The organism is Bacillus sp. FSL M8-0277 (assembly GCF_037975305.1).
GTDB classification, from domain to species: domain Bacteria; phylum Bacillota; class Bacilli; order Bacillales; family Bacillaceae; genus Bacillus; species Bacillus pumilus.
Genome location: NZ_CP150255.1, coordinates 1,068,989 through 1,093,052, shown reverse-complemented (window position 1 = coordinate 1,093,052; position 24,064 = coordinate 1,068,989). Strand labels below are relative to the sequence as shown.

21 protein-coding genes are annotated in these 24,064 nt (G+C 41.3%); 8 read left to right on the top strand and 13 right to left on the bottom strand.

Annotated features, from left to right (window positions below; genetic code table 11):
• The first annotated feature begins 86 nt into the window (after positions 1 to 86).
• The 3 genes from MKZ05_RS05280 to MKZ05_RS05270 all read left to right on the top strand — a co-directional run bounded on the left by MKZ05_RS05280 (position 87) and on the right by MKZ05_RS05270 (position 3,562).
• Positions 87 to 1,382, top strand: a complete 1,296-nt coding sequence (locus MKZ05_RS05280; protein ID WP_253622759.1) for a globin-coupled sensor protein — start codon at positions 87 to 89, stop codon at positions 1,380 to 1,382.
• A 61-nt stretch (positions 1,383 to 1,443) separates the two neighbouring features.
• Positions 1,444 to 2,028, top strand: coding sequence for a histidine phosphatase family protein (locus MKZ05_RS05275; RefSeq protein ID WP_251191019.1), 585 nt, complete (start codon positions 1,444 to 1,446; stop codon positions 2,026 to 2,028).
• Positions 2,029 to 2,416: 388 nt separating this feature from the next.
• Positions 2,417 to 3,562, top strand: a complete 1,146-nt coding sequence (locus tag MKZ05_RS05270; protein ID WP_034620013.1) for a S8 family peptidase — start codon at positions 2,417 to 2,419, stop codon at positions 3,560 to 3,562.
• A gap of 41 nt (positions 3,563 to 3,603) precedes the next feature.
• Here the strand turns inward: MKZ05_RS05270 and MKZ05_RS05265 are convergent, their stop codons facing one another.
• Entirely contained in the window at positions 3,604 to 4,887 is a 1,284-nt protein-coding gene (locus tag MKZ05_RS05265) for a M48 family metallopeptidase (RefSeq protein ID WP_137054825.1), read from the bottom strand.
• Between the two features lie 177 nt (positions 4,888 to 5,064).
• Between MKZ05_RS05265 and MKZ05_RS05260 the strand changes: the two genes are divergently transcribed.
• Positions 5,065 to 5,472 carry a hypothetical protein gene (locus MKZ05_RS05260; RefSeq protein WP_003211259.1) on the top strand — a complete coding sequence of 136 codons (408 nt, stop codon included), beginning with the start codon at positions 5,065 to 5,067 and terminating at the stop codon, positions 5,470 to 5,472.
• Between the two features lie 86 nt (positions 5,473 to 5,558).
• Here MKZ05_RS05260 and MKZ05_RS05255 read toward each other — a convergent pair whose 3' ends face one another.
• The 3 genes from MKZ05_RS05255 to MKZ05_RS05245 all read right to left on the bottom strand — a co-directional run bounded on the left by MKZ05_RS05255 (position 5,559) and on the right by MKZ05_RS05245 (position 9,019).
• Positions 5,559 to 7,112 carry a fatty acid--CoA ligase family protein gene (locus tag MKZ05_RS05255; protein WP_050945383.1) on the bottom strand — a complete coding sequence of 518 codons (1,554 nt, stop codon included), beginning with the start codon at positions 7,110 to 7,112 and terminating at the stop codon, positions 5,559 to 5,561.
• A gap of 171 nt (positions 7,113 to 7,283) precedes the next feature.
• Positions 7,284 to 8,273 carry a lipoate--protein ligase gene (locus MKZ05_RS05250; protein ID WP_050945384.1) on the bottom strand — a complete coding sequence of 330 codons (990 nt, stop codon included), beginning with the start codon at positions 8,271 to 8,273 and terminating at the stop codon, positions 7,284 to 7,286.
• 2 nt (positions 8,274 to 8,275) lie between these two features.
• Positions 8,276 to 9,019 (bottom strand): MBL fold metallo-hydrolase, encoded by a 744-nt coding sequence (locus MKZ05_RS05245; RefSeq protein ID WP_339162360.1) that lies wholly within the window; start codon positions 9,017 to 9,019, stop codon positions 8,276 to 8,278.
• A gap of 156 nt (positions 9,020 to 9,175) precedes the next feature.
• On the opposite strand from MKZ05_RS05245, the gene yhfH reads away from it, so the two are divergent.
• Together yhfH and MKZ05_RS05235 are read left to right on the top strand one after the other, a co-directional pair.
• Entirely contained in the window at positions 9,176 to 9,313 is a 138-nt protein-coding gene (yhfH, locus tag MKZ05_RS05240) for a protein YhfH (RefSeq protein WP_008359029.1), read from the top strand.
• 339 nt (positions 9,314 to 9,652) lie between these two features.
• Positions 9,653 to 10,942, top strand: a complete 1,290-nt coding sequence (locus MKZ05_RS05235; protein ID WP_003211494.1) for a cation:dicarboxylase symporter family transporter — start codon at positions 9,653 to 9,655, stop codon at positions 10,940 to 10,942.
• Between the two features lie 33 nt (positions 10,943 to 10,975).
• On the opposite strand, the gene MKZ05_RS05230 is transcribed toward MKZ05_RS05235, so the two are convergent.
• From MKZ05_RS05230 to MKZ05_RS05200, 7 genes are all read right to left on the bottom strand, one after another.
• Complete coding sequence (locus MKZ05_RS05230) at positions 10,976 to 12,025, bottom strand: M42 family metallopeptidase (RefSeq protein WP_003212389.1); 1,050 nt, start codon at positions 12,023 to 12,025, stop codon at positions 10,976 to 10,978.
• Between the two features lie 118 nt (positions 12,026 to 12,143).
• A complete protein-coding gene (locus MKZ05_RS05225) occupies positions 12,144 to 14,453 on the bottom strand; it encodes a YhgE/Pip domain-containing protein (RefSeq protein WP_226804883.1) in 2,310 nt (769 codons plus the stop codon).
• A 63-nt stretch (positions 14,454 to 14,516) separates the two neighbouring features.
• Positions 14,517 to 15,095 carry a TetR/AcrR family transcriptional regulator gene (locus MKZ05_RS05220; protein WP_339161676.1) on the bottom strand — a complete coding sequence of 193 codons (579 nt, stop codon included), beginning with the start codon at positions 15,093 to 15,095 and terminating at the stop codon, positions 14,517 to 14,519.
• Between the two features lie 173 nt (positions 15,096 to 15,268).
• Positions 15,269 to 16,681 (bottom strand): protoporphyrinogen oxidase, encoded by a 1,413-nt coding sequence (gene hemY, locus MKZ05_RS05215; RefSeq protein ID WP_339161675.1) that lies wholly within the window; start codon positions 16,679 to 16,681, stop codon positions 15,269 to 15,271.
• Between the two features lie 22 nt (positions 16,682 to 16,703).
• Positions 16,704 to 17,642: a ferrochelatase gene (gene hemH, locus MKZ05_RS05210; RefSeq protein ID WP_050945387.1), complete on the bottom strand. Its 939-nt coding sequence runs from the start codon at positions 17,640 to 17,642 to the stop codon at positions 16,704 to 16,706.
• A 32-nt stretch (positions 17,643 to 17,674) separates the two neighbouring features.
• The gene (gene hemE, locus MKZ05_RS05205; RefSeq protein WP_106032316.1) at positions 17,675 to 18,733 is read right to left on the bottom strand and encodes a uroporphyrinogen decarboxylase; all 1,059 of its coding nucleotides are present in this window, start codon (positions 18,731 to 18,733) and stop codon (positions 17,675 to 17,677) included.
• A gap of 124 nt (positions 18,734 to 18,857) precedes the next feature.
• Entirely contained in the window at positions 18,858 to 20,993 is a 2,136-nt protein-coding gene (locus MKZ05_RS05200; RefSeq protein ID WP_268458963.1) for a PBP1A family penicillin-binding protein, read from the bottom strand.
• 127 nt (positions 20,994 to 21,120) lie between these two features.
• Between MKZ05_RS05200 and MKZ05_RS05195 the strand changes: the two genes are divergently transcribed.
• A complete protein-coding gene (locus MKZ05_RS05195; RefSeq protein WP_003211655.1) occupies positions 21,121 to 21,606 on the top strand; it encodes an antibiotic biosynthesis monooxygenase in 486 nt (161 codons plus the stop codon).
• Between the two features lie 64 nt (positions 21,607 to 21,670).
• On the opposite strand, the gene MKZ05_RS05190 is transcribed toward MKZ05_RS05195, so the two are convergent.
• Positions 21,671 to 21,823, bottom strand: a complete 153-nt coding sequence (locus MKZ05_RS05190) for a hypothetical protein (RefSeq protein WP_339161671.1) — start codon at positions 21,821 to 21,823, stop codon at positions 21,671 to 21,673.
• Positions 21,824 to 22,106: 283 nt separating this feature from the next.
• On the opposite strand from MKZ05_RS05190, the gene MKZ05_RS05185 reads away from it, so the two are divergent.
• Positions 22,107 to 23,294 (top strand): M20 family metallopeptidase, encoded by a 1,188-nt coding sequence (locus MKZ05_RS05185; RefSeq protein WP_321999207.1) that lies wholly within the window; start codon positions 22,107 to 22,109, stop codon positions 23,292 to 23,294.
• Positions 23,295 to 23,322: 28 nt separating this feature from the next.
• On the opposite strand, the gene MKZ05_RS05180 is transcribed toward MKZ05_RS05185, so the two are convergent.
• Positions 23,323 to 24,030, bottom strand: coding sequence for an EcsC family protein (locus MKZ05_RS05180; protein ID WP_339161669.1), 708 nt, complete (start codon positions 24,028 to 24,030; stop codon positions 23,323 to 23,325).
• Positions 24,031 to 24,064 lie beyond the last annotated feature (34 nt).

The following is a 24,064-nucleotide window of genomic DNA, read 5'->3' as shown; positions in this document are numbered from 1 at the left end:
TACTGATCCCCTTTAAAAAATCCAATATTATCCGATAGATAATATAAAGTCTGATAATTTGTGATGATTATAGGGGGACAAAAACATTGTTATTTAAAAAAGAGACGAAAAGAAAAAACACTGCTTTTTTCACACAGCAGGATGATGGGATAAAACGTATCAACTTTTCTGACAATACGGATATCGCGAAACAAATTAAAATGATAGATCTGACGCAGCATGACCTATTTATTTTAAAACAGCTCAATCCAATTGTTCAGGAGGATATTGCACGTATCGTTGATAAATTTTATAAAAATTTAGAAGTCGAATCTTCCTTGATGCATATCATTCAAGATAATAGTTCTGTCGACCGTTTGAAAAAAACACTCCGCATTCATATTAGTGAAATGTTTGCAGGTGTGGTTGATGAAGCCTATGTGGCAAAACGAATTAAAATTGCGCAAGTTCATTTACGGATTGGCCTCCAGCCTAAGTGGTATATGGCTGCATTCCAGGACCTTCTGCTATCAATTATGGATTTATTTGCTCAGCATATCCAAGATTTCAAAGAATATCAGACAGCAGTCAAAGCGACGACAAAAATCTTAAATTTAGAGCAGCAGCTTGTCCTTGATACATTCCAAAATGAATATTCTAAAATTCGTGATGAAGCAGAACAGCAGCAGCAGGAGCTCCATACAAAAATCACAGAAACATCAAATTCACTTGCTTCTCTCTTCTCAAACACAACAAATGCCGTGGACAAGCTTGTATCAAAATCTGATGAGATGGCAGACATGTCGCAAGCTGGCACGCAAATTTCAGCACAGGTCGAGGAAAAATCGATTGGCGGTAAAAAAGAATTAGAGATTCAACAAACACAAATGAACCAAATTGATGGCAGCATGACAAAGATTGAAACAGAAATTAAGCGTTTAGATGAAATCGCCAAACAGATTGAACAAATCTTTGGGATTGTCACAGGCATTGCAGAGCAGACGAACTTGTTATCTTTAAATGCTTCCATCGAATCTGCACGAGCAGGCGAACACGGAAAAGGCTTTGCTGTCGTCGCAAACGAGGTTCGTAAATTATCAGAGGACACAAAGAAAACGGTTTCAACCGTATCTGAACTCGTCAACAATACCAATTCACAAATCTCCATTGTGTCTCAGCACATTGGGGACGTGAATTTACTCGTGACAGATAGTAAAGAAAAAATGACTCAAATCAATTCGCTCTTCGATGATATCGTCAGCAGCATGAACTTAAGCAAAAATCAAAATGGAAAAATTGAAATAGACCTTCAAACTTTCCTGAACGAATTGAAGGAAGTCAAACAAACGGTTTCTCAAGTTGCCAGCTCAGTCGAATCCTTAACAAGTCTCACAAATCGCTAATCCAGTCTTTTTTCTTCTGCTTTAGTATAATAGAAGAAAAGATAGAAAAGGCGGGATTTGATTGACAACAATTTGCCTAGTCAGGCACGGGGAAACAGATTGGAATGCAGCGAAACGAATTCAAGGACGAACAGATATCCCTTTAAATGATACTGGTAAATGGCAGGCTGAACAAACGGGTCTTTATTTGAAGGATGCCCATTGGGATGTTGTCATTTCCAGTCCACTCACAAGGGCAAAAGAAACAGCACACTTGATTTTAAAACATATAGATGCGCCTCTTGTCATCATGGATGATTTCATTGAGCGTGATTATGGCGATGCTGAAGGCATGTCATTTGAGGAGCGCCAAAAGCTTTTTCCAGATAAACAGTATCCAAATATGGAGCCGCTTGAAGCGATTCAGGATCGAATGGTAGAAGGCATTGAGAAAGTTAGAGCAGCCTATCCGAATCAACAAGTCCTGATCGTGGCACACGGCGCTGCCATCCATGCTTTACTCACCACCTTAGCGGATGAACATCTTGGTCTTGAGAACACGAGGCTCGTCAATGCTTGCTTAAATTATGTGGAATGGAAAGATGGTAAATGGAAGGTGCTTGATTACAACGTGGTAAGCCATTTAACTCAATCCTCTCCTATTTAAAGAACCTGTTATGTAAACAGGTTCTTTTTAAATGACAAAAACAATGATAAAATAGTATTTTTTTATATCGAAATTCGAAATAGATGCTAGACGTTTCTACCTATTTTAAGGCTTTTCGGGTATCGAATATTTCTCCGAAAATGGATCATAAGAAAAAAAGCACATTTCCTTTTTAATAGATAGCCGCTGAAATAGTAGAATAAACATATTTTACCATCATTTCCAAGTGACTTAATTCCCCAATTTTCGCTAGGACTTTCACAAAAATTCGGGTCTACTCTTATTTGCCTACTTCCCTTAAACTGAATATACAGAATAGTCAAACGGATCATTCTTATAGACTACGGATGATTATTCTGAAATAAGAAAAAAGGGATGTGGATTGTGCGTGAAAAAGAAAAATGTGATGACAAGTGTTTTATTGGCTGTCCCTCTTCTGTTTTCAGCAGGGTTTGGAGGCTCCATGGCAAATGCCGAGACGGTCTCAAAGTCAGATAGTGAAAAGAGCTATATTGTTGGCTTTAAAGCCTCTGCCACTACAAACAGCTCTAAGAAACAAGCCGTCACTCAAAATGGTGGAAAACTAGAAAAGCAATATCGTCTCATTAATGCCGCACAAGTAAAGATGTCCGAACAAGCCGCAAAAAAACTTGAACATGACCCTAGCATTGCTTACGTAGAAGAAGACCACAAAGCAGAAGCATATGCACAAACCGTCCCTTATGGAATCCCTCAAATCAAAGCTCCAGCTGTACACGCTCAAGGTTATAAAGGTGCTAATGTCAAAGTAGCTGTCCTTGATACGGGCATCCACGCTGCCCACCCTGACTTAAATGTTGCAGGCGGTGCCAGCTTCGTCCCTTCAGAGCCAAATGCCACCCAAGACTTTCAATCACATGGAACTCACGTAGCCGGAACCATTGCTGCCCTTGATAACACAATTGGTGTTCTTGGGGTCGCTCCAAGTGCTTCCCTATATGCTGTTAAAGTATTAGACCGCTATGGCGACGGACAATATAGCTGGATCATTAGCGGTATTGAATGGGCAGTAGCCAATAATATGGATGTCATCAACATGAGCTTAGGCGGACCGAATGGTTCAACAGCGCTTAAAAATGCCGTTGATACAGCGAATAACCGCGGAGTCGTTGTTGTGGCGGCTGCAGGTAACTCAGGTTCCACTGGTTCTACTAGTACAGTTGGCTATCCAGCAAAATATGATTCTACCATTGCCGTTGCCAATGTAAACAGCAACAATGTCAGAAATTCGTCTTCTAGCGCAGGTCCTGAATTAGATGTTTCTGCACCTGGTACTTCTATTTTAAGTACAGTACCAAGCAGTGGATACACATCTTATACTGGAACGTCTATGGCGTCTCCTCATGTAGCAGGAGCAGCAGCGCTTATCCTTTCTAAGTACCCGAATCTATCAACTTCTCAGGTTCGCCAGCGCTTAGAAAACACAGCAACACCGCTTGGTAACTCCTTCTATTACGGAAAAGGGTTAATCAACGTTCAAGCGGCTTCTAACTAAACAATAAATAAAATCCGGCTAATACAGCCGGATTTTTTTATTTATTGCTTCCTCGACGTTTCCTCTTTTTCCGCTGCTTTTTCCATTTCCATGATTCTCTCCATCATAGTTGGGTGCCCGTAGCGGAAGACCTTCACTAAAAGTGGCGGATTCACCTGAGACAGCCCTGATTTTGCAAGCTTTTGAAAAGACGTCACCCCTGCCTCTCCGTCTTTTGTCAGGTTTAGCGCATACTCATCAGCTGCACGTTCTTGATGTCTTGAAACTGCATTTGTAAAAGGTGATGCTGCAAATGACAGCATCGATACAATCATGAGAAGAAGCGGAAGAGCAGCGATGTCGCGCGGCTCCCTCAGCCGAAATAGAACTGCTCCTTTACGATAGAAATAAAAATAGAGACGGTCGATCGCAAAAAATCCCGCAAGTGACAGTACTAGATATCCTGCTAATCCTATATAGACATGCTTCATGACGTAATGTCCCATTTCATGTGCCATGATAAATAAAATTTCGCGATCTTTCAGCTTTTGCAGTGTCGTATCCCATAACACAATACGCTTATTTTCACCAATCCCTGTGACATAAGCATTCATCGTGTTCGTTTTCTCAGACATATTGACCTCATATACATGACCTGCCGGGATATGAGCTTTGTCTGCAAGTGTTAAGATCTTGTTCTCAAGAGTTTGATCCTTTAGTGGATAAAAATTGTTATATAACGGATCAATGACGACCGGCTGTATAAAGAAGAGAAATAGCGTGAATGGAACTGTCAAACACCAGGCATACAGCCACCAGCGCTTTCTTCTTTTTTGAATAAGCCAAAAGAATACAATAGCACATAGGGCAAGAAGCGGATATTGAATCCAGAAATCCAGTATTTGATCTTTCAACCAGCTTGCCGTACTTTGAGCAGATACTCCGTAGTGCAAAGACAGCTGATAACCAATCCACTTAATGGGAAGTGAAATCAGCATTGTCAAAAGCGACAGCACAAACACATATACAAGTTTACTTAAAAATGTGAAACGAGCTGCTGCCAGGCTCCAGTCTGCTAATTTTCGTGAAAACCCTGAAATGAGCAGAAGAAAAAAGACATACCAATCTAATGGAATTGTCATGAAAAATAGCAAGTTACGTAATCTCGAGAAATTCTCGCTGATGACAAGCTCATGGCTTGTCATAAAGGTATGCGGATCTGCACTTGTTCCTTTTACACTGTCAGGAACCGCTGCATCCCCAAATAGAAACAAATAAGAATAAATAAAAAGACCGTACAATATGTATGCTACCGTTGCAAGAGCTACCCATTTACGTACTCGCACAGGTCAGCCTCCTTTCCATCCCTCTCTCTATTCTAATCATCCATTATTTTGTTTAGAACCTGTCTCATGTGGCTCCATCATAGCATGCCCTATCTGAAAAAGCTTTCACGAAAAAAATGATTATGCTACTCGAAAATCGGAGATGCTACATATAAAATAGAGAGTTGGAGGATAGAAATGAAGAAAATCCTTGCAGGAGTTGTGATCTTTGGACTTTTACTTATTACCTTCTTTTATGTATTCAGCCGGACGAGCGAAATTTTTGATGAGAATCGAGCTGAAAAATTGCTCCTTTCATCTGAAAACGAGTCCACTTCTTATGAAATAGATGATAAGGACACAGCAGAAGACTTAATAGAAGAATTAAACAAAGGCAAACAAACAAGCAATCATCTCAAGAAAAATTTAAAGAAACCAGATTATATCGCCAAGGTGATGTACGGCCGAACAAACGGCACCACCTTTCAGCTTTGGACAAACCGTTCGCAGGTCGTTTTTTTAGTAGATGGGACTTATTATGAGCTGAATCAAAAACAGTCTAATTCTTTTCAGAAACAGTTAAAAGAAGCCATTCTAAAGGGCTGAAATTTTATTTTATCCCTTTGTCTTCTTATCAGCGTGATAGAACCTTAGCACACTAAGGGAGTCTCTTCATAAGAGACCCCCTTTTCTTATTTACTTTCCTCTGCTTGATACTTTTCCTTTAGTGCTCTTCTTAAAATTTTACCTGTTGTGTTCTTTGGAATATCATCTATGAAATGGATCGTTTGGGGCTGCTTATATTTCGCTAAAAAGCGTGAACAATGTGTGATGATGTCTTCTTGATCGATGTGAGCATGTTTCTTGGGGGAAATGTAACAGACGACAGCCTCTCCGGTGTTCGGATCTGGCACACCGATGACAACGGCTTCTGCTACAGCTTCATGTTGATAAAGCACTTCTTCTACTTCTCTTGGATACACATTATAACCGCCAACAAGAATCATATCCTTTTTCCGATCGACAATATAAATGTATCCTTCTTCATCTCTTCTTGCTAAATCACCGGTGTACAGCCATCCGTCTCTTAGTGCAGCTTCAGTATCTTCTGGCATTTGATAATAGCCTTTCATAATGTTGGGTCCTTTTGCTATGAGCTCTCCGACTTCATTTGGACCGACTTCTTCTCCCAGTTCATTCACAATCTTATTCTTCACATTCATAATGTCGGTCCCGACTGAACCGGGTTTTCTTTTTCCATCAAGAGGATTGAATGCAGTTACTGGGGAAGCCTCTGATAATCCGTAACCCTCCAGCACCGTGACACCAAATTTTTTCTCAAAACCGTGAAGTAAAGCAACAGGCATTGAGGCACCGCCTGATATACAAATCCTCACAGAGGACATTGCTTTCTCATGCCCTTCCTGGCGGTACAAATAGTTATACATAGTTGGAACACCAACAAATAACGTTGGCTTCTCTTTTTCCATCATACGCAAAAGCTCTGATGGGCTGAAATGCGGCAGGACATAGATGGTCGCGCCATGAATCAATGGTGCATTCATACAAACCGTTAAACAAAATACGTGGAACATCGGCAATGCAGCAATCACCTTGTCCTTTTCATCAATGGATAGGTACTCAGCAACGTCTCTGGCATTTGAATACAGGTTGAAATGAGTCAGCATCGCACCCTTTGGTTTTCCTGTCGTGCCAGATGTAAATAAAATAACTGCCGTATCGTCCTGATGAATAGATGGATGCACGTTCTCTTTCGCATGACCAGACACAAGCTTTCCAAAGAAGACAAGTTGATCTGATACTTCCTTAAAACTTGATCTGCACGCAGATTCATTTTCTGCACAAATAATCACCCGTTCAATAGACGGAAGCTGTTCATACACTTGCTCGTACACTGGCAGCAGTTGTTCAGGGGCAACAATGCCTTTTACATCACCTGTAATCAGCATATAGCCAATTTCACTAGGCGTGTATGTTGGATTGATTGGTACTACGACAAGCCCGGCTTTTAAAGCACCAAAAAAAGAAATGACAAAATGCGGTGAATTTCCTAAAATAAGCGCGATATGATCCCCGGCTTGAAATCCTTCGCCCACTAATCCATCTGCAAAGCGCTCGATACTTGTCATGAGCTCTCGATAGGTCCACTGATTTCCTTCAAAGATCAGTGCGATATCTTCTCCCTTCGTCATCGCCGTCTGCTCTAGATTTTTGATCAAATCCATTCTCCCACCCCTTACATGTCATCAATGAATGAATGACCATTCATTTTATGGCCAAACATTCCTCCTTTCTATTATAATAGACAATCGAAAAAATCCACAAGATCAAATGTAAATCGCTTTCAATTCTTTCAATCAAAAAAGCACCGCTATCTCTAGCCGTGCTTGTCCCTCTTAATAAATCAAATCAAGAAAATCCTCTTTTGATACATTGCCGAAGTAGTGGCGCATGTCCATATCTTCTAATACGTCGCTGATCGTTTTGCGATCATATTGTTGCCCAATGAGTCTTTTTTCAATATCAGCAATATCCCCTACACCGAAGAAATCACCAAAGATCTTGCAGTCCTGGATCATCCCTTTTTTCACTTCTAATCGAAGATCAATGGAGCCTGCTGAGAATCTTTTAGAATGCTGTAAATTAAATTTCGGTGAACGGCCGTAGTTCCATTCCCATTTTTGATATCGTTCCCGAGAAATCTCGTGAATCTTTTCCCAATCCTTCTCAGTCAACTGATATTGAGGAACATCCCCATTCGTATCGAAAATGTAGCTTAACAGAATTTTTCTAAATTCTTCTGTTGTCATCTTTTGATCCATTAATTCACTAATATTGGCAACCCTGCTCCTAATGGATTTAATGCCTTTTGATTCAATCTTTTCTTTTTTCACATTTAAAGCCGAAACAACATGTTCAATTTCTGAATCAAATAGCAGCGTGCCATGGCTGAAAATACGTCCTCGTGTTGCGAACTGGGCATTTCCAGAAATTTTTCGACCTTCTGCCATGATGTCATTTCTGCCACTTAATTCAGCTTTGACGCCTAGCTTTTCAAGCGCTTGGATGACTGGCTCCGTAAATTTTTTAAAATTATGGAAGCTGTCCCCATCGTCTTTTGTGATAAAGCTGAAGTTTAAGTTTCCTTTGTCATGGTAAACTGCGCCACCACCGGACAGGCGGCGGACAACTTTGATGCCGTTGTCTTCCACATACTTCGTGTTGATTTCTTCTATTGTATTTTGGTTCTTTCCTATAATAATCGACGGCTGGTTAATATAGAACAGCAAGTACGTTTCTTCTGGGTCTAAATATTTTAAGCAATATTCTTCAATTGCCAAATTAATCATTGGATCATAATGTTGTTCGTTATCGATAAACAGCATCTCTATCTTCCTTCCTTGTTCCATCTAAGCCCTGAATGGGCAAGCTGTATATTGCCAGTATATAACGCCTGTGCTTCATTGACTAGGTCTTTATGACGACCAAAATGGGGCAGGTGGGTGATGATCAATTCTCCAACATTTGCTTCCTTTGCAAGCTTGCCCACCTCTGTACTATTCATATGTCCTGCACTCGATCCATCCTGTCCAGCGTAAAAATTGCTTTCAGCAATCAGTAGATCTGCATCCTTGCTAAATGGGATAAATGCCTCCTGATCACTTGAGTCTGCTGTATACACCACCACAGCATCCCCCGCCTGAATTCTCATCGCATAGCATTCTGCCGGATGAACCGTTTTCAAAAAATCAATTTGAAATGGACCAATTTGAATACCCTCTTCTGGCTGATAAGCCTTTGCCTTAGTATGTACATCATCCGCAAGCCGCCCAAATGCTTCTTTATTACCTGTATGTCCATAGATCGGAAGCGGACCGCTGCTTTTTCCTAAATGATATCCCACTAGCTTCGCATATTGGAGTGGTCCGATATCTGCAATATGATCGTGGTGATAATGAGAAAGGAGAACAGCATCTAGTTCTTCTATATCTATGTATTGCTGCAGTTTGGAAAGAACACCGCTTCCGCAGTCTACAAGTAGACGAAAGCCATCTGATTCAAAAAGATACCCTGACGTCGCTTCACCAGCGGCCGGGAATCCTCCGTAGCATCCAATGACAGTTAATTTCATCGTCATTTTTCCCTCCTTTTCTAAAAATCCCCTTCTTACAATATACCCATTTTTCATAAAAAAAGCATTCTTCTTGCCTATTGTTACAAAACAGATTGACAATTATTAATCTGTTATAATACAATAATAGCAACAAAACGTATTGGAGGATGACAAATGCTAGGAAAAATCACAGAATTTTTTAGAAATTTGCCTTCAAAAAAATGCACAAAATGTGGAAATGATTTAATGGAACAACACGAGTGTTACGGTAATGAATGTGAGGAATGCTCACAAGTAAGTTATCTTAAATAAGGTAATAAATTGAATTAAAAAGCACTTTTTTCCTCCGTCGTCAGTTGGAGTCAAAAGTGCTTTTTATTTTTTCTGAAAAATAGGTAAAAAGGTAAAACCCTTGTCCTAAAAGGGTTTTTTAGTATTTTCATCTGATGAGTTTTAGTTCCGAAGGCACTTTTTATTGACTTGAATCAATAAAGGAGGTTCTAAATGTTCATTTTTTCAAATAATTTTGTATTTTCTTAATATAATTTAATCGTGGACGAACCTCTTTAATTTTAGTTATACTTTATTTCATATATTAAAACTTAATATGATGGGAATATTCCTTTAATGAATATGCTAGGGAGGAAATCTATGAAAAAATTAAAATTTGGATTAGCGACACAAATCCTAATCGGTCTTATTCTCGGTGTCGTTGTTGGGGCAATCTTTTTCGGTAACCCAGGCGTTGAGACTTATTTAAAACCAATTGGAGACTTCTTCTTAAGACTCATTAAGATGATTGTTATACCAATTGTCGTATCTAGCTTAATTTTAGGAGTTGCAGGTGCCGGTGATGGTAAAAAGGTAGGGAAGCTTGGTTTTAGAACCATTCTTTATTTTGAAATTATCACAACATTTGCGATTATCCTTGGTCTTGTGCTTGCTAACTTTGTTCAACCTGGTGCAGGCGTTGACTTTGGAAATACGGAAAAACAAGATATTAGCCAGTATGTTGAAACGGAAAAAGAGCAAAGCAGCAAATCAGTTGCTGATACGTTCCTTCATATCGTTCCAACGAACTTCTTCCAATCATTGGCGGAAGGTGATTTGCTTGCGATTATTTTCTTCACTGTGCTATTTGCTCTTGGCGTTTCTGCCATTGGTGAACGCGGCAAACCAGTGCTCGCCTTCTTTGAAGGTGTATCACACGCCATGTTCCATGTCGTCAATGTTGTGATGAAAGCTGCACCATTTGGTGTCTTCGCACTCATTGGCGTGACTGTATCAAAATTTGGTCTTGAATCTCTTATTTCATTAGGTAAGCTTGTAGGTCTTGTTTATTTTGCGCTCGCTCTCTTCCTTATCGTTGTATTCGGAATTATTGGAAAGATGATTGGCGTCAATATTTTCAGATTTCTTGCTTACATGAAAGACGAAATGCTTCTTGCCTTTAGTACATCAAGCTCTGAAACAGTTTTACCAAGAGTCATGGATAAAATGGAGCGCATTGGATGTCCGAAGGGAATTGTTTCTTTTGTTATCCCAATCGGTTATACGTTTAACCTGGACGGCTCCGTCTTGTATCAAGCGATTGCTGCGCTTTTCCTTGCACAGGTATATGGCATTGACCTCACGATCGTCCAGCAGCTCACACTTGTTCTTGTGCTGATGGTGACATCTAAAGGAATGGCTGCCGTTCCTGGTACGTCCTTTGTTGTATTACTCGCCACATTAGGAACGATTGGTGTTCCTGCTGAAGGTCTTGCATTTATTGCAGGTGTGGATCGTATCATGGATATGGCGCGAACAGTTGTTAACTTAACAGGAAATGCACTTGCAGCTGTTGTGATGTCTAAATGGGAAGGGCAATATGACCCTGAAAAAGGACATCGCGTGATGACTGGACAAGATGTACCTGAACCGACACAGCTTTCAAGCTAATGAAAAAGAACCCCGATAAATGGGGTTCTTTTTTTATACTGTGATTAAGGATGATTGCACGTAGTGATAAAGAAGATTCGCTGTATGGACAAGGGAATCTTCATGCGTTCGTTCAAAAGCATGCGAGGAATCGATCCCTGGACCAATCAGTCCATGAATGATATCATGCCCTGCTCGAATCGCTGCTGATGCATCAGAGCCGTAATAAGGGTAAATATCTAAACGGTAATCTATGTTGTTCTCTTCTGCTAATGCAGCTAAATGCTTGCGTAATCCATAATGATAAGGACCGCTTGAGTCCTTCACACAAATAGACACGCTATATTCATCTGTTGATTGACCATCGCCGATCGCTCCCATATCGACAGCAAGATATTCCACCGTTTCTTCGGGAATATTGGAGTTACCTCCGTAGCCAATCTCTTCATTATTAGAAATTAAGAAGTGCGTCGTATGCGGCAGTGTGATATTTTCCTTTTGAATGCGGTGGATGAGTCGTAGCAAAAGCGCTACACTTGCCTTGTCATCAAGGTGTCTTGATTTAATAAAACCTGATGACGTCACTTCCACTCTAGGATCAAATGAGATAAAGTCCCCTACTTGAATCCCAAGTGCTTTGACATCGTCTGCATTTTTCACCTTTTCATCGAGACGAATCTCCATATTTTCTTGGTTTCGTTTTGCTTTTCCTGCATCCGCATAGACATGAACGGACGTTTGATGCATAAGAATAGTACCTGTGTATGTATGACCTGTTGCTGTTTCAATTTCACAATATTCGCCTTCAATTGAGTTATATTGAAAGCCTCCAATGAGTGCAAGACGAAGCCGTCCATTTGATTTAATTTCCTTTACCATTGCACCGAGCGTATCGACATGTGCTGTCAGCATGCGGTGTTCCTTGTCATCAGTTCCTTTAATAGTAGCAATTAAGCCGCCCTTACGATTTCGTTTTGTCTCAATATTTACATCTTGTAAAAAGCGTTCAACAAAGCCGATCACCTTTTCTGTATTCCCTGACGGACTTGGGATCGATACGAGCTTTTGAATTAGCTGAACGGTTTCGTTTACTTCAGTAGTCATTCGGCATTTCCTCCTTTGTGTGAAAGCAATTCCTTCCATTAAAATATATCGCTTCGGGTTCAAGATGTCTAATTTCAAATCAAAAATCCTTCCTCTATCAAGAGAAAGGATTCATTGATTAAGCTTCGTCTTGTTTCATTTTTCTTACGTTCCAAGCAAAGTATGCAGTTGTTGCCGCCATCATGATGATCGCAACTGTACCGAGAATCGCTGCTTGGTGCCATAAATAGCTGTCATCACCGCTTGCAATGATCGTTCTAAATCCATTGATTGTATACGTCATTGGAAGCAGACTATGAATGACTTGGAAGAACTTCGGCACAAGCTCAAGCGGGAATGTACCAGCACTTGCTGCGAGCTGAAGAACTAAGATAATGACGGCAATGAAGCGTCCTGGGTTCCCCATTGTTGTTGCTAGCAGCTGAATAATCGCTAAGAATGTCAGACTGACGACGATCGCAAAGAGATAGAAGCGCCAGAGGCTTTCCACCTCAAGACCAAGCCCAAAGATGAGCATCGTACTTGCAATGACTGCTTGAAGGATACCGACAAGTAGAAGCACGCTATATTTGCTGACAAACCATTCAAACGCATTTCTAGGGCGGCCAGCAGGGTCTTTCATTGGGAATACGACGGTGAGCATTAGAGCCCCAACAAAGAGTCCCATGGATAAAATATAAGGCGTGAGCCCTGTTCCATAATTATCAATCTTCTTCGCTGTATCATTTTCTGTTTTAACTGGGCTAGCAATCATATTGTAATTGTCTTGCCCCGCATCAATTTCTCCTGTTTCATCAGCGGCGCTTTTCAATTTATTGGACAGCTTACCTGTACCGCTCTTTAAATCTCCCAATCCTTTATCAAGCGATTTTGAGCCTTCGGCAAGCTTAGATGTATTGCTTTGGATATTTGTTGAACCACTTTCCAGCTTATTTAACGCTGCGCTCAGCTGGCTTGATCCATTCGCAAGCTTATCCGCACCGCTTTTCGCTGTATCAAGCTTTCCATTTGCTGTTTGCAGGCCATCTTGTAATTGGCCTTGACCTGTTTGAAGCTTCAGTGCACCTTGATACAATTTATTCGTACCAGACGTCATTTGGTCGATCGCATTTTGTATCGCAACTGTAGATGTGTACAGCTGTTCTGTTTTCTCTGGTAGCTGTTTGACTTGCTGCAACTGCGCTTTTGCAGATGCAACTGCTTGTTGAACCTCACTTGCATCAGGCAGTTCCTGCAAGGCCGCTAAGCTTTGTTCGAGTCCAGACAGATCAGGCAGTTCGATTTTAGGCAGACTGTCAAGCTGATCCATTGCCGCCTTTTTCTCTTCATCTGTCATGGAGCTGTTCTGGATAATGCTTTTTACATTAGCATCTCGATTTGATAGTGCTTCTTTTAATGAAGCAAGTTTTGTACTGAACGTTTTTGCGTCTTCTTTCACCTGATCGAGTTTAGGCGCCATCTTCTCTAAATTCGCTAATTCTGGTGACGACAAGACTTTTTCTACTGCTGCAATTTTTTCCGAAAAGGATTGGGCTTTGTTGTTTAGCTGCTCAATGCCTGCTGTGAATTGCGGCATTTTAGAAGCGAGCTGCTGATGTCCTTCTCGGCTTGTGTTTAATCCTTCGGTTAATGTATCAATTCCTGTACCAAGCTCTCCAAATTTCTGATCAATGGTTTGATAGCCTGTTAGGAGCTGACCAAGCCCACTGTCTAGAGACTGTATGCCTGTGTTCAGTTCACCCATTTTCCCTGCGAACTGATGAACACCTTCGCTATAGGTTAACGTACCTTCAGCCAATTTGGCTAAGTTGTCTTTTAATTTCGTACTGCCATCTTTTGCGCTTTTTGTTCCGTCATCAATTTTCTTCGCGCCATCGCTTGCTTGATCTAATCCTTTTGCAATCGTTTTGAAGTTATCAAAGATGACCTCGGCGTAATTTTTTGTGACTTCTTTTGAAACCGAATCTTTTAATTTGATAATGGCATTATTCGCAATTTGTGACGCCGCATAGTTGGCGCCTGGATTCGTATAATATTTCAGATTCGATTTTTTCGGATGTTTATCTAGCACTGTACTTGCATTTTTCGAGAAATTCTTTGGTATTTCCACCACGAGGTAATAGTCCTCGTTATTTAATCCTTTTATAGCCTTTTCATGACTATCGACAAAGTTCCATTTGAAATTATCGTTTTTCTTTAATTCCTTTACTAAATCATCGCCGACTTGAAGGGTTTTCCCGTCATAATGACTGCCTTCATCCAAGTTGACAACCGCTACAGGCAATTGATCAACTGTACCATAAGGGTCCCAGTATGCTTTTAAAAATACACCACTGTAAATCAGCGGAATAAATAAGACAGCTAAAATCGGGATCAGTAGTTTTTTGCTCGTTACAATGTCCTTCCATTGATTCCGAATTAAATTCATTGCTGTTTTCCTCCCATAGATGAATGACTAAATATAAAATTTGGTCATTTGAACTCAAAAAAATTATGTTGTTGCAGATAGTCCTTTTAAGACATAATGCTCCAGCGATTCGGCTACCTCTTCTTTTGTTAAAGGCTCGTATCGCTTTTCCCAATCAAAAATCAGTGCAATATATAGTTTCACCATCACAAATGCAGTCAATTCAGGATCACAAGGCTTAATGTCGCCTTTATCCATCGCTTCTTGCACTTTCATTTTGATATAGCGAATGATCATCTGCTCCATTTTTTCGATCATTTCCTTGACCGCTGACGTGCCAAGCTCTGCATTTTCCTGAAAAATCTTAATTGTGAGCTGGTGGTTTTTTCGAAATTCTAAAATTGCAAAGAGTGCTAAGTGAAGGTTTTCAGAGAAACTATTCTTCTCATCAATTGCCTCATCCGCAATTTTCCTCATCTCTAGTAAAAGGGATGTGAAAATTTCATCAAACAACTCTTCTTTGTTTTTGAAAAATGTATAAATGGTTCCTTTTCCGACGTTGGCAAGCTTTGCCACAAGGTCCATTGTGGTCGCTTTATACCCGAATTGAGTAAATGCTTTCGTCGCACCCTCTAAAATCATTTGTCTCCTATCAACACTCATGTTCTCACTCCCGAAATGACTATTTGAACGTTTTGGTCATTAAGTACAGAAAGTAATATACCATATCCTTTTCCCCAGATGCAACAACTTTGTTCACATTTATGATTCCCAACTCTTTTTGAATGATTCGAACATGAAAAACTCCCTTTCCATGACAGAAAAGGGAGTTGTTTTTATGAAAATAGATACGATACAGCCTCTGAGATGGCGGCTTTTCCTTGATCAATACAATCAGGGATTCCAACACCTTCAAATGCAGCACCTGTGATATAAACACCAGGATATGATTGCTTAAACGTTTCTCGCATGTTCGAAATAGCTTTCTGATGACCGACGTGATATTGCGGCATACTTGTCTTCCAGCGAGTCACTGTCGTCAATTCTGGATCTGCTTTAATATCCATGATTTTTTTTAAATCTTCTAGCACGATGCTGACGATTTGACTGTCTGACTGCTCGACAATCGATTCGTCACCAGCTTTTCCGACATACGCACGCAATAGCGTTTTTCCTTTCGGAGCGGTATGCGGCCACTTTTTGTTTGTCCACGTACAGGCTGTAATAGAGAAATCACTGTTTCTTGAGATAACAAAACCAGTGCCGTCATATTCATTATGAACATCCTCTTCTTTAAAACCGAGTGCTACTGTTGCAACAGAAGTAGAGGTCATGTCATGCAAATACTCTAGCCCTGCTTCTTTAGGAAACATGGAATAAATCGATTGATGCGGCGTCGTGACAATGGCTGAATCGGCAAAAAGCGTTTGACCACTGTCTAATTGCAAGCCATAGCCTCCATCCGTTTTTTCAATCTGTTTTACTTTTGTCCCTTTATACACCTTTGTCAGCTTGAGCTTACTTTCTACTGCTTCCACAAGCGACTGCAACCCTTGATTGATCGTTTGGAACTGTCCTTGTTTTTTCGCAGTCACCTGCTGCGCTTTCGCATGCTGCTGTGATTTTTTCATCCCAAGAATCAAACTGCGATGCTGCTGTTCTGTTTGATAAAATTGCGGGAAGGTGGACATTAAGCTCAGGCGGTCAATATCCCCTGCATAAATGCCTGATAGAAGCGGTTCAATTAAATTCTCAACGACCTCATCACCCACACGTCTTCTAAAAAATTCACCAAGCGACTGATCTTCGGACTGCTTGCTTTTTGGCAACACGAAATCCATCGCCGCTCTTGCTTTTCCCGCAACTGAAAAAAGACCAGTTGTAATAAATGGGCTGATTTGAGTTGGAATGCCCATAACAGCACCCTTTGGCATCGGGTGAAGCTTTTCATTGACCAGTACATACGCTTGCCCAGTTTCATTATTGACGAGCTGATCGGACAGACCGACATCTTTCGCAAGCTGCGGCCCACTGACCTTTCTTTCTAAAAATGAATCAGGTCCACGTTCAATGATGTAGCCGTCTTTATATAATGTTTGTATTTTTCCACCTAGCCTAGGGCTCGCTTCAATAAGTGATATTTGAATCGGAAGACCTTTTTCTTCGACTTCCTTTTCCAAATAGAAGGCGGCGGCTAAACCAGTGATGCCACCGCCAATGATGACAAGGTGTTTTTGATTGTCATGCATAGGATCGCCTTCTTTTATATGATTACTTGCTTTCGTCAAGCTTCTTTAATACGACTGTTGCCAGAGCATCAATAAATGCTGGTTTCGCATTTGGCATTTCTGGACGATAGTAGGCTGCACCAATTTCATCTGTCACGACTTTACATTCATAATCGTTGTCGTATAACACTTCAAGATGATCAGCGACAAAACCAACAGGCACATACACGAATGTTTGATAGCCTTTTTGTTCAAATAAGTCCCGCGTTAAGTCTTGTACGTCTGGTCCAAGCCATGGATCCGGCGTATTGCCTTCACTTTGCCAGCCAATTTCATAGTGTTCAATTCCCGCACCTTCTGCAATCATTTTGGCAGATTGTGCGAGCTGATCAGGATATGGATCTCCTGCTGCAATAATTTTTTCAGGAAGGCTGTGTGCAGACACAATAAGTACCGCGGAATCTCTTTCCTCTTGACTCATTGATGCATACGTATCCTTCACTTGCTTCACCCAATAGTCCACAAACTTCGGCTCATCGTACCAGCTTTCAACAGACGTAATCTGTAGGTTGCCAAGCTTGTCTGCCTCATCTTGTGCACGTTTGTTATATGATTTCACACTAAAGGTAGAGAAATGCGGCGCTAAAACGATACTCACAGCTTCTGTCATGCCGTCCTTGTGCATGTCAGCAACTGCATCCTCTATGAAAGGCTCGATATGTTTTAAGCCAATGTACACATGAAATTCAATGTCGTCTTGAATGTCATTCAAGTGCTCACACAAACCATGTGCCTGCTGCTCTGTAATTTTTGATAAAGGAGAAATACCGCCGATTGCCTTGTAGCGATCCTTTAAATCTTGCAGCATTTCCGGCTCCGGCTTTCTGCCTCTACGAATATGTGTATAATAACGCTCAATGTCTTCTTCTTTATATGGGGTGCCATATGCCATGACAAGAAGCCCCATTTTCTTTTTCTCCACAACCAACACTCCTTCAGATCAATTGAAATAGTTTAGATGGATGATTTTTTATGTGTAGCTGAATAGTCGTGAATAAAATCGGTCAGCTTCTTTAACGTATCTGGTGAAACATCTGGAAATACCCCATGACCTAGGTTAAAGATGAAGTGATCTGATTTCATCCCTTGATCTAATATGTCTTTTGCTCTTTCTTCAATGACTTCCCAAGGAGAAAGTAAGATCGTTGGATCAAGATTTCCTTGTAACGTTTTTGTGAGCCCTTCTTTTCGCGCTTCGTCTACACTCATACGCCAATCAAGTCCAACGACGTCTAGCGGCAGGTCATGCCAATCTTTCACGAGATGGCTTGCACCAACTCCGTACATGATCATTGGTACATTTTCACTCTTCAACTCTGTGAAAATTCGCTGCATGACAGGTTTAATGAATGTCCGGTAGTCTGCTGCATTTAAAGCGCCCACCCATGAGTCGAAGATTTGAAACGCACTGACCCCTGCTTTTACCTGCGCGCGTATGTACGTGATCGTCATATCAGCTAATTTGTTCATGAGCAGCATCCATGTCTCAGGCTCACTGTACATGAGCGCTTTTGTTTTATGATAGTTTTTAGATGGACCGCCTTCAATCATATAGCTAGCCATCGTAAATGGTGCACCAGCAAAACCGATGAGCGGTACATTCAGCTGCTCCTTCGTTAAAAGCTGAATGGTGTCAAGCACATATGGCAGGTCTTCTTCAGGATGAAGTTCCCCAAGACGTTCGATATCTACTTTTGTCCGAATCGGTGAATCAATGACAGGTCCAATGCCATTTTTAATTTCAACGTCCACTCCAATAGCTGGAAGCGGGGTCATAATATCTTTATATAAAATCGCGGCATCTACACCATATTGTTCTACAGGAAGTCGTGTTACATAAGCACATAGCTCTGGCTGATGCGTAATTTCAAATAGCCCGTACTTTTCTTTAAGGGCACGATATTCAGGCTGTGAGCGTCCTGCCTGCCTCATATACCAAACTGGTACATGGTCTGTTTTTTCCCCTTTGCACGCCTTTAAGAACGTGTCATTAAAAGCCTTCGTTTTTCCCATTACCTTTCATTCCACCTTTCGCCTTACACTCTCTTTGTATAAGGCTCAAACACTGCTTTTACTATACCGCTTTTTCAAGGCACGGTATACTAAACCGGCTCATTGTTCAAAAAATCGCCGAATATTAACGTCCAAAAGCCTCTGGCTTGACATATGGACTGCCTTCTCCTTCTTCTTGCGTTTGAGTATTATATGGAACCACCTTATACTCCGCATCTGAAAACACATTGGCATACGGCATTGTGTAGCTGCCTACGCCTGTCACTGAATCGATCAGCGTCTCGTTCCCATTCCTCTTTTCATAAATACGGTATTCAACCCGTTTATCCTCTTGCTTCTCCCAAGACAGCTCTAATGTAAACAATCCTTTGATTTTAAACGCATAGCGGGCTTCAAATCCTGATAGTCCCTCTAAATGAATTGGCGCTTGAAGTTCTTTAATCCCCTCTGGTTTTTTAAACGTTTCGTTCGTTATTTGGGCTGCCGTTAAAATATCCTTAAACAGCTGCACTGGGTATTGACTTCCGCCAGTTAAATAGTGACTGTTATCGGTTTTGTCATACCCCATCCAAATCGCACCCGTTGTACTTGGCGTATAGCCGGCAAACCAAGCATCTTTTGTTGCACCCTTCACACCTGAATATGTGGTTGTGCCAGTTTTACCTGCTAAATCTCCAGCATATGAACCGCTCTGGGCTGTTCCGCCTTTGACGACTTGCTGCAGCATTCTTGTCATATTCCAAGCATTCTGCACGCTAAACACTCGTTCTGGCTTACTACGATTTTTCTCTACCGTTTCTCCTTCATCATTGGTGATTTTCTGAATGAAGAAAGGCTTTTGATATACGCCTTCGTTTGCAAATGTGTGGAAAGCTCCTGCGATTTGAAGTGGAGAAACCCCTTTTTCTAAACCGCCAAGGGCTATCGCAAGTCCTTGATCCGAAATATCGATTCCCATTTTCTCGAGATATGTTTTCGAAGTATCAATACCAAGCTGGCTTAATGTCCACACCGCTGCTGTATTCTTACTTTTCATGAGGGCCTCCACCATCGTGACCTTGCCTTCATACTGTCCATCGTAATTCTTTGGTGAATAACCGTCATAGCTTTTTTCTTCGTCTTCAAGCAGGGAATAAGGTCGGAATTTTTTCTCCTGCAGCGCAGGTCCATATACCGCGATCGGCTTGAAAACAGATCCAGGCTGTCTAACAGCGGTCACCCTGTTATAACCCCTCGCTTGATATTCTCGTCCTCCAATTGCTGCTTTTACTCCGCCTGACTCATTATCAATAAAGATGGCGCTGCTTTCAGGAGAACCGCTTTTTCCCGGGAAATAACGGTTGTTTTTCATCGCATCGTAGGTGACCTTTTGCAGATTCATATCAATCGGAACTGTTATGGTATAACCACCTTGAAGCAATTGTTCATGTGAAATGGCATACTCTGATTCTGCTTCCTTAATGATAAGATCGACATAGCTATCGACCCAAGGCGTTTCTGATTTCTTTTTTAAATGAATGCCTAGTGTTCTCCCTTTTGCTTCTACTGTTTCTGTTGATGATAAATATCCTTGCTCATTCATTAAGTTAAGAATCGTGTCCCGTCTTTGTTTATTTTTATCAGGGTGTAAAACAGGCGAGTAAGTAGACGGCGCCTTTGGCATCGCAGCGAGTGTAGCCCCTTCGCTGACCGTTAAATCTTTCACATCTTTACTAAAGTAATAATTGGCTGCTGCTTGGATACCGTAGACGCCATGACCGAAGTAAAGCTGATTCAAATACATTTCGAGCAGCTTATCCTTTGAATAATCTCTTTCTAAATTAATTGCAATGATGACTTCTTTTGTTTTTCGTAGAAAGGTTTTGTCATTTGTGAGAAAAATATTTTTTGCGAGTTGCTGAGTAATTGTACTGCCGCCCTCTACCTTTCCACCTGCTAATATATCTCGATAAACCGCCCTTGAAATTGACTGCGCATCAATTCCATGATGCTCATAAAACCGCTTGTCCTCGACAGACACAAAGGCTTTTGCTACTTTATCAGGTACATCCTTTATTGACACAGGGTCCCGGTTTTCTGAATACATACTTGTGAGTTCTTTTCCATTCCGATCAATGATTTGGGATGAAGCGTGAAATACAAGCTTCTTTTCATCTATGACATAATGTCCTAAAAATAAAATGGTCAGATAGCCAATAAATGAGAGTACGATTGTACTTCCTGCAATGACTAATGGAATGATTATCTTCTTTTTCTTCAAATTAGGTCACCTCATTCCTTTATACGGATAGTATGGGATGTATTGCTTCATAATATGTTTTATGGATTGACTACCAAAGAATTATATATCATTCTTTTGTTATACTATCAAGCGGGAGGCGGTTTAGATGAATGTCTATATAACCTATGGAACAGCAGATTTCTTGCATAAAATCGCAAAGAAACACGATCAGGAAAATCTGCTTTATATGGTCGGAAAAGAACAAGCAGCTCTTTTCCATGAGACGGAGGGCGAGACTGTTTTTAAAGCCCCTCATGCCTATGATGTGATTTATGCGAAAGGTGAGCTAGTCCAACCTGGCTTCGTCACCTTGAATCATATCCCTGTGAAGCTTGAAAGCAGAGCACTGTTTGAATCTACTTTTCAGAAGAAGACGAACATTTCAGAACATCAGCGGGGCTTCCAGGCTCTTCGTGTTTTAAGACCGAAAAAAGATGAAGAAGTGTATTTGATTATGACACTCTGGGAATCAGAGGACTTATTTGAAGACTTTCAAGAATCAGAAGCATTCTTTCAGCCAAACGATGATACTGGCTCCATCTTCTCTCGTCCTGCTTATCTCACATCCTATCATGCCGTTACAGACAATTAAGGAAGTGCTGCTTTCAGCACTTCCTTTTTTTATGAAAAAAAGCCCAATCGCTGGGCTCTTCATTTTATCGTCGTGATGTCAGCTCGTACCGATGAATGATCGGCTGAAGTACATAGAAATTCAATAGAATCCATCCTAATAAGATCGGCCACTTCAACATGGGTGAAGCCCCTTTCAATTGAATGAGCATCACCAATAGCGGAATCAAACAGAGCATGAAAAAAACTCATTTTTGATACAAAGGTTTCTTTGATTTGATGCCGACAGCTTGGACACATCATCATTTTCGTATGTGATAAATGAAACTTTTCAACGAAAGAAAACGCTTTTGAACAATTTGGACAGCTTCCCAATACAATTCCTCCCTTTCTCCGCTTCATAGCACCTTCGACTTTTATGTAAAATGACCTTTTGATGCGCATACGACATTCTCTTCTGTTGAAAGATTCTAACAATTACCATACAATCAGTAAAAGAGCATGAAGGAGGTTTTCAAATCAATGACAATATCCACTTTACAAAAAAGCATCAATGAACGTCTTGATGAACATTATGAGGAAATGGTTGAAATTAGACGCCATCTCCACATGAATCCTGAACTTTCTTTCCAGGAAGAAGAAACAGCCGCTTTCATCGCCAGCTACTATGACAGATTACATATACCAACACGTACACAGGTGGGCGGCCATGGTGTACTCGCCTTTATCGAAGGAGCTTCTTCGGGCCCGACGATTGCCCTCAGGGCTGATTTCGATGCGCTTCCTATCCATGATGAAAAGGAAGTGTCTTACAAATCGACAAAGCCCGGTGTGATGCATGCCTGCGGGCACGATGGGCACACAGCGACACTACTTGTCTTAGCGAAAATTTTGAATGAGCACCGTGATCAATTAAAAGGGAAAATCGTCCTCATTCATCAGCATGCAGAAGAATATGCGCCAGGCGGTGCAAAACCAATGATCGAAGACGGCTGCTTAGACGGTGTCGATGTCATATTCGGGACGCATCTTTGGTCTCCAGAGCCTTGTGGCACGGTTCTTTATAAAAGCGGAAACTTTATGGCAGCTGCCGACCGCTTCTCTATCCGAGTTCAGGGGAAAGGCGGACACGGCGCCCAGCCTCACTTAACGAAAGATGCTGTACTTATCGGTTCACAAATCGTGACAAACTTGCAGCAAGTCGTTGCCCGTAAAGTCAATCCAGTTGATTCTGCTGTTGTATCTGTTGGAGGTTTTGTAGCAGAGAATGCTTTTAACGTCATTGCAGATTCTGCAGTTTTGACTGGTACTGCACGGTCCTTTGAAGAAAGTGCACGACACACCATCGAACGAGAAATTGAACAGGTCGTAAAAGGGGTGTGCGACATGCATGATGCCGGCTACACATATGAATATGTGAGAGGATATCCTGCTGTCAAAAATCATCCAAAGCCAACTGAATTTATTGCTGACATCGCAAAACAAACAGATGGTGTCACAGAAGTAAAAGAAGCGGAAACCCAAATGGGCGGAGAAGATTTTGCTTACTACCTTCAGCATGTCCCTGGTACCTTCTTTTACACAGGCGCCATGCCGGAAAACAGCGAAGACGCGTATCCCCATCACCACCCGAAGTTTGATATCAACGAAAAAGCAATGCCTATCGCAGCAAAGGTACTCGCCCGTGCTGTCCTTTCCTACGATGAATAAAAAAAGCCGCTGGCAAACAGCGGCTTTTCTATTTCATTTCTTTCAACACCCGTAAATGAAACACATGACGAGCAACATCTCCGAGCTGTCCTGTCAGATGATGATTTGCCACACCGCCAACAGCGGCTCCGACAATCGGCATTAATTGAAACAGCTTCACTAGGTCAATGTAATCTCGATACTCTTGCTGAAAGCTGTACCAATCCATTTTCTCACGGCTCGTTTCCCAATCATCAATGATGCTGATCATTTTTTGACGATGTGTACTGCCGGAAAAGGCGAGTTGAAATATACAGAGCAAAAAGAGTCTTTCCTCTTTTTGAGACAAATCAAAGCCATAAATACATGCCAGTTCATAAAGACATTTCATCTTGATGCTAAGCAACAGCGGAAAGTCTGCCATACCGAGCAAAATACCACCTGCACCTGTTCCAATTCCTTCGATCGCAGCTGCTTTTTGATAGTACTTCACTTTCTCCTTTGCCAGTTCATTTCGCTCAATGATGGATAATTGCTCATCAATGACTGAAAATGAAGTGAAGTGAGATCCTGATACGGTGGATTCAACCATTGTTTTGACCGCACTTGTGATGACTTGATGAAACCTGGCAGGGATTCGGCGGTTCACCTGCTGCTGAACTCCTTTTGAAAACCGTTCGATCTTTGAAGGTTTTCTTAAAAAACGCGTTTGAAAAAGAATGGCTTCTTCATATAACTCCCGTTCAGCTGCATTCATCCGGTCCCCTCCTTGATGTCATCATACGCTCGCT